The organism is Streptomyces sp. NPDC058579 (assembly GCF_042718575.1).
In the GTDB taxonomy this organism is placed as follows: domain Bacteria; phylum Actinomycetota; class Actinomycetes; order Streptomycetales; family Streptomycetaceae; genus Streptomyces.
The window spans coordinates 97,135-104,076 of record NZ_JBHXPI010000024.1; the positions used below are offsets into that span (position 1 = coordinate 97,135).

4 protein-coding genes are annotated in these 6,942 nt (G+C 70.6%); all 4 read left to right on the plus strand.

Annotated features, from left to right (window positions below; translation table 11 throughout):
- Positions 1-63 precede the first annotated feature (63 nt).
- The 4 genes from ACFWRO_RS24605 (at position 64) to ACFWRO_RS24620 (ending at position 6,784) form a co-directional block, all read left to right on the plus strand.
- Positions 64-1,188 (plus strand): LLM class flavin-dependent oxidoreductase, encoded by a 1,125-nt coding sequence (locus ACFWRO_RS24605; protein ID WP_384513276.1) that lies wholly within the window; start codon positions 64-66, stop codon positions 1,186-1,188.
- 576 nt (positions 1,189-1,764) lie between these two features.
- Positions 1,765-3,492: an amidohydrolase family protein gene (locus ACFWRO_RS24610; RefSeq protein ID WP_384513278.1), complete on the plus strand. Its 1,728-nt coding sequence runs from the start codon at positions 1,765-1,767 to the stop codon at positions 3,490-3,492.
- Positions 3,489-4,949, plus strand: a complete 1,461-nt coding sequence (locus ACFWRO_RS24615) for an aldehyde dehydrogenase family protein (RefSeq protein WP_384513280.1) — start codon at positions 3,489-3,491, stop codon at positions 4,947-4,949. The genes ACFWRO_RS24610 and ACFWRO_RS24615 overlap by 4 nt, the downstream gene beginning before the upstream one ends.
- A 260-nt stretch (positions 4,950-5,209) precedes the next feature.
- Complete coding sequence (locus ACFWRO_RS24620) at positions 5,210-6,784, plus strand: APC family permease (RefSeq protein ID WP_384513281.1); 1,575 nt, start codon at positions 5,210-5,212, stop codon at positions 6,782-6,784.
- Positions 6,785-6,942: the final 158 nt, after the last annotated feature.

A 6,942-nucleotide genomic window follows, 5' to 3' on the forward strand; every position in this document is an offset into this window, starting at 1 on the left:
GCGAAAGTCGGGCACATCGAGAATCTGACGGTACGTCAGAAACAACGAGGACGGTGAACCCCCTTGGAATTCGGGATCTTCGTACAGGGATACGTCGGCAAGCGTGCCGAGACCGATCCCGAGGCCGAGCACAAGGCGCTGATGGAGGAGACCGAGTACGTCATCCAGGCGGACAAGTCCGGGTTCAAGTACGCCTGGGCCTCCGAGCACCACTTCCTGGAGGAGTACTCGCACCTCTCCGCGAACGACGTCTACCTGGGCTACCTCGCCCACGCGACCGACCGGATCCACCTGGGATCGGGCATCTTCAACCCCCTCGCGCCGGTGAACCACCCGGTCAAGGTGGCGGAGAAGGTCGCGATGCTCGACCATCTCTCCCAGGGCCGCTTCGAGTTCGGCTCGGGGCGCGGGGCGGGCTCCCACGAGATCCTCGGGTTCATGCCGGGCATCACCGACATGAACCACACGAAGGAGCTCTGGGAGGAGACGATCGCCGAGTTCCCCAAGATGTGGCTCCAGGACGAGTACGTCGGCTTCCAGGGCAAGCACTGGTCCCTGCCGCCGCGCAAGGTCCTGCCCAAGCCGTACGGGAAGTCCCACCCGGCCATGTGGTACGCGGCCGGCTCGCCGCCCTCGTACGCGATGGCGGGGAAGAAGGGGCTCGGGGTCCTGGGCTTCAGCGTGCAGAAGGTCTCCGACATGGAGTGGGTCCTCGAGTCGTACAAGACGGCGATCAAGGAGGCCAAGGCGGTCGGTGACTTCGTCAACGACAACGTCATGGTCACCTCGACCGCGATCTGCGCCGAGACGCACGACAAGGCGGTCGAGATCGCGGTCGGCGGCGGGCTCAACTACCTGCAGTCGCTGCTCTTCCGCTACCACGACACCTTCCCGCGCCCCGAGGGCGTCCCGGAGTGGCCGGAGCTGCTCCCCGAGTACAGCGCGGAGATCATCGAACTCCTCATCGCGGAGGAGCTGATGATCTGCGGCGACCCGGCGGAGGTCCTGGCCCAGTGCAAGCGCTGGGAGCAGGCGGGCGCGGACCAGCTCTCCTTCGGCCTGCCGATCGGGATCTCGTACGAGGACACGATGAACTCGATCAAGCTGATCGGCGAACACGTGATCCCCAAGATCGACACGGACCCGATCCACCGCACCACCCGCTTCCGCAACGCCGCGGGCGCCTGACGGAGGGCGGGGCAGGGGCAGGGGCCTCTTGCGCGGGCGCCCCGCACGGGGTCCCGGCCCGGAGGGCCGAAGGCCTCGGGCACCCCGCACGGGGCACCGCCCCCGTGGGGCAGGGCTTCCGCGCGGACGGTCTTCACGGGGTGCCGGCCCCGTGGGCGCAGGGCCGCTTGGAGCGGACGCGCCCGCCAGGGCGCCGTCCGTTGTGCCCACCCGTTCCGCCCTGCGGAACGACTGCCCACAACGGGTGTGGGCGGCGCGAAGCTGCCGCCTTCCGGGGCGGGGGCGCAGTCCCGGGGACTCCACCCGCCTTCCGGGGCGGGGGCGCAGTCCCGGGGACTCCACCCGCCTTCCGGGGCGGGGGCGCAGTCCCGAGTGCAACTGAGCGAGCAGCCCCATACCCGCCCCCGGCAGGGTTTCGGGAAGGGGCGGGGTGGGGGAAAGGCCCCCGCCCACCACGAGCGCGGGGCGGTGTCTTCCCGGATCGCCGTTCCGTCACCGGCCCCGGTCGGGGGCTTCGCAGTCGCGGCCGACTGCGGGGGTCCCGGCCGGGGCAGTCCACGTGCCGAAAGGACCGTCATGCTCGACCACCTGATCAAGGGCGCCACCGTCGTGGACGGCACCGGCGCCCCCGCACGCGTCGCCGACATCGGGATACGGGACGGGCGGATCGTTCTCGCCGAGGCGGACGCCGTCGCCCGGACCACCGAGGACGCCCGCGGCCTCGTCCTCGCCCCCGGGTTCGTCGACCCGCACACCCACTACGACGCCCAGCTCTTCTGGGACCCCTTCGCCACGCCCTCCATGAACCACGGCGTCACCACCGTCGCCGGCGGCAACTGCGGCTTCACCCTCGCCCCGCTCCACCCGGACCGGCCCGAGGACGCCGACTACACGCGCCGCATGATGTCCAAGGTCGAGGGCATGGCCCTCAAGGCCCTGGAGGAGGGCGTCGACTGGAGCTGGTCCTCCTTCGGCGAGTACCTCGACGCCCTCGAAGGGCGCATCGCCGTCAACGCCGGTTTCATGGTGGGGCATTGCGCCCTCCGCAGGTACGTCATGGGGGCCGAAGCCGTGGGCGGGGAGGCCACGCCCGAGCAGATCCAGCGGATGACCGCCCTCCTCCGTGAAGCCATGGACGCCGGCGCCTGGGGCCTCTCCACCACCCAGTCCGCCACCCACTCCGACGGCGACGGCGCCCCCGTCGCCTCCCGGCACGCCTCGCCCGCCGAACTCGTCGCCCTCTCGAAGGCCGTCGGCGAGCACGAGGGCACCCAGATCGAGGCGATCCTGGCCGGCTGCCTCGACCAGTTCTCCGACGACGAGATCGACCTCTTCGTCGACATGACCGCCGCCGCGGGACGCCCCCTCAACTGGAACGTCCTCACCATCGACGCCGCCGTCCCCGAACGCGTCCCGCGCCAGCTCCTCGCCTCCGAACGCGCCCGCAAGTCCGGCGGCCGGATCGTCGCCCTGACCATGCCGATCCTGACCCCCATGAACATGTCGCTCGGCACGTTCTGCGCCCTCAACCTCATCCCCGGCTGGGGCGAGATCCTGGGCCTCCCCGTCCCCGAGCGGATCGCCAAGCTCCGCGACCCGGACGTCCGCGCCGAGATGCTGCGCCGCGCCGAATCCAAGGAGGCCGGCGTCTTCCGCCGCCTCGCGCACTTCGGCCGGTACGTCATCGGGGACACGTACAGCCGCGAGAACGAGGGCCTCACCGGGCGCGTCGTCAACGACATCGCCGCCGAACGCGGCCAGGACCCCTTCCAGTGCCTCGTCGAGATCTGCGCCAACGACGAGCTGCGGACCGTCCTGTGGCCCATGCCCTCCGACAACGACCCGGCCTCCTGGGCGCTGCGCCGCGAGACCTGGGAGCACGAGGACGTGCTGCTCGGCGGCTCCGACGCCGGCGCGCACCTGGACCGGATGTGCGGCGCCCCGTACACGACCCGCTTCCTCGGCGACTGCCTGCGCGGCCGGAAGCTGGTCCCGATCGAGCAGGCGGTCAAGATGCTCAGCGACGACCCGGCCCGGCTCTTCGGGCTGCGCGAGCGCGGCCGGATCGCCGAGGGCTACCACGCCGATCTCGTCCTCTTCGACCCCGAGCGGATCGACGCCGGGCCCGCGACCCTCGTGCACGACCTGCCGGGGGACAGCCCCCGGCTCGACTCGCGCGCGATCGGGATCGTCTCCGTCCGCGTCAACGGCGTGGAGACCATCCGCGACGACGAGGTGACCGGCGCGATCCCCGGCCGGGTGCTGCGCTCGGGCCGCGACACGAGGACGGTGTCCACCCGATGAACCAGCCGGATCAGCGACTCTTCATCGGCGGCGCGTGGGTCGAGCCCGACGGCGGGCACTACGAGGTGGTCAACCCGGCCACCGAGGAGGTCGTCGGCCTCGCGCCCGAGGCCAGCACGCACCAGGTGTACGAGGCGGCGGCCGCCGCCCGCGAGGCCTTCGCGACCTGGTCCCGTACGAAACCGGAGGAGCGCGCCGCGATCCTCGACCGGGCCGCCGACCTGATGGCTAGGGACGCCGAGGCGAACGTGGCCCTCGCGCAGGCCGAGACCGGCGCCACCACCGGCACCGCGCGCGGTATGCAGGTCGCCGTCGGCTCCTCCCGGTTCCGGCGGTACGCGCGCGGCGCCCTGGAACCCGTCGAGCAGGCGCTGCCCCCGCAGATCAACGAGGCCGGGCCCATGGGCAAGGCCGGGGTCTTCGGCGCGGTCGCCGTGCGCCGCCCGGTCGGCGTCGTCACCTGCATCACCTCGTACAACAACCCCTGGGCCAACCCGGCCGGCAAGATCGCCCCGGCGCTCGCCATGGGCAACACGGTCGTGGTGAAGCCCGCCCCGCAGGACCCGCTCTCCGTCTTCGCGATGGCCCGGGCACTGGAGGAGGCGGGGGTCCCGGCCGGCGTCGTCAACGTCGTCTCGGGCGCCGGCGCCGCCGTCGGGGAGGCGGCCGTCGACGCGCCCGAGGTCGACATGGTCTCCTTCACCGGCTCCACGGCCGTAGGCCAGCGGATCGGCGAGGTCTGCGGCCGGGCCCTGAAGCGGCAGCTGATGGAGCTGGGAGGCAAGGGCGCGGCGCTCGTCTTCGACGACGCCGACCTCGACTCGGCCGTGATGGGCATCGGCACCACCTTCTCCTTCTACAGCGGCCAGATCTGTACGGCCCCGACCCGGGTGCTCGCCCAGCGCGGGATCTACGAGCAGCTGATCGAGAAGCTCACCGGCTACCTCGCCTTCATGAAGGTCGGCGACCCGACGGTCCAGGGCACGGTCGTCGGCCCGGTGATCTCGGCGGCCCACCGCGACCGGGTGGAGTCGTACATCGAGCTCGGGAAGAAGGAGGGCGCGCGGGTGGTGGCGGGCGGCGTCCGGCCCGCCATGGAGCGCGGCTTCTACGTCGCCCCGACCCTGCTCGCCGACTGCACGAACGACATGCGGGTGGTCCAGGAGGAGATCTTCGGTCCGGTCGTCGTGGTCGTCCCCTTCGACGAGGAGGAGGAGGGCGTCGCGCTCGCCAACGACAGCGACTACGGGCTCCTCGACTACGTGTGGTCCGGGGACGTGGCCCGCGCATTCCGTATCGCGGCCCGGCTGCGGGCGGGCGGCGTCGGGGTGAACACGATCGGACGGAACATGGAGGCCCCGTTCGGCGGCTTCAAGAAGAGCGGCGTGGGGCGGGACGTGGGCTCGTACGCCCTGCACGCGTACAGCGAGACGCAGGCGGTGGTCTGGCCGGGATAGCCCCCTTCCCGCGCGGCTCGGCGCGCGGCCCGGAAAATACTTCGGGAAAATTTGAAAACGGACATTTGGGGCGGTGCTGCGGTTCTCGCATATCGGACGGTCGGTGAGACGCCTACCAATCGGTCGGTGCGACCCGGTGGTCGATCTTTCAATCAATGTCCAGAGGTTGTTTTCGCCCTCTTAATGCAAGGTGAAGATCGGTCAAAGTCCCGGACTTGCGTCATCCGGATGTGGAAACCGCAGCATTTAACGTCCTGTTCATGACTCAGGTGGAAGCACGGCCCCAGGCCGGAGACACGGTAAGGGACGTCACGGACGCCACCACCGACAGCCACGGCGTACGGAAGAAGGGCCTCGGCGGCAACTCCGTCGGGCTCATGGGCAGTGCCGTCATCGGCATCTCGACCGTCGCCCCCGTCTACTGTCTGACCTCGACGCTCGGCTCCACCGCCGGGGAGGTCGGCCTCCAGATGCCCGCGATCTTCCTCGCCGGCTTCCTCCCGATGCTGCTCGTCGCCTTCGCGTACCGCGAGCTCAACCGGGTCATGCCCGACTGCGGCACCTCCTTCACCTGGACCGTGAAGGCCTTCGGCCCCAAGATCGGCTGGATGTGCGGCTGGGGCCTCGTCATCGCGACGATCATCGTGCTCTCCAACCTGGCAGGCGTCGCGACCTCGTACTTCTGGCTCCTCGCCGGTGAACTCACCGGCAGCGAATCCATCGCCGCCCTGGACGACAACAAGGCCGTCCACATCGTCACCTGCCTCGTGCTCATCGCCATCGCGACCGCGATCAGCTACCGCGGCATGACCGCCACCAAGGGCGTGCAGTACGCCCTCGTCGGCCTCCAGCTCGTCGTCCTCGCGGTCTTCGTCGCGATGGCGTTCCAGAAGGCCGGCAGCGGCGCCTTCGACACCGGGCTCTCCTTCTCCTGGGAGTGGATGAACCCGTTCGCCGTCCAGTCCTTCGCCGCCTTCACGGCCGGTCTCTCCCTGTCGATCTTCATGTACTGGGGCTGGGACGCCTGCATGGCGACCAACGAGGAGACCACGGGCTCCACCAAGACCCCCGGCCGCGCCGCGCTCATCGCGATGGTCGTCCTGGTCGGCTCCTACCTCGCCACCGGCGTCGCCGCGCAGATGGCCGTCGGCTCCGGCGACACCGGCCTCGGCCTCGCCAACCCGGAGACCTCCGACAACGTCTTCGCGGCCCTCGCGGGCCCGGTCATGGGCCCGGTCCTCGGCATCCTGCTCTTCGTCGCCGTCCTCGCCTCCGCGGCGGCCAGCCTCCAGACGACGTTCATCCCGGTGGCCCGCACGGTCCTCGCGATGTCGACGTACGAGGCGCTCCCGCCGTCCTTCGCCAAGGTCCACCCGCGCTTCAAGGTGCCGGGCAAGGCCACGATCGTCGCGGGCGTCGCCACCGGCGTCTTCTACACGGTGATGACCCTGGTCAGCGAGAACGTCCTGGTCGACACGATCTACGCGCTCGGCCTGATGATCTGCTTCTACTACTCGCTGACGGCCTTCGCCTGCGCCTGGTACTTCCGCAAGGAGCTCTTCCGCTCCGGCCGGGACTTCGTCTACAAGGGCCTGTGCCCGGTCCTCGGCGGCGTCCTGCTGACCGCCGTCTTCGGCAAGACGCTGTACGACATGTGGGACCCGGCCTACGGCAGCGGCTCGTCCGTCCTCGGCGTCGGCTCGGTCTTCGTGATCGGCGTCGGACTGCTCCTCGTCGGCTTCGTGATCATGCTGGTCATGCAGCGCAAGAGCCCCGCGTTCTTCCGGGGCGAGGTGCTGACGAAGGAGACGCCGTCGCTGGTGGTCGCCGACTGACACCCCGTACGTACACCTGAGTGCACCTGAGTGCCTGAGTCATGAACGCGAGAGGTGGGGGGGGGGCGGGCGCGGGCCCCGCCCCCACCCCGGACTTAACGCGGGGGGGAACCGCCGCCCCCACCCCCCCCCCGCCGACCCCCCCCCCCCCCCCGGGA

Bases quoted from the DNA above. Each gene is read 5' to 3' on its own strand.
- ACFWRO_RS24610 (WP_384513278.1), top strand. From the start codon at position 1,765: ATGCTCGACCACCTGATCAAGGGCGCCACCGTCGTGGACGGCACCGGC.
- ACFWRO_RS24615 (WP_384513280.1), top strand. From the start codon at position 3,489: ATGAACCAGCCGGATCAGCGACTCTTCATCGGCGGCGCGTGGGTCGAG.
- ACFWRO_RS24620 (WP_384513281.1), top strand. From the start codon at position 5,210: ATGACTCAGGTGGAAGCACGGCCCCAGGCCGGAGACACGGTAAGGGAC.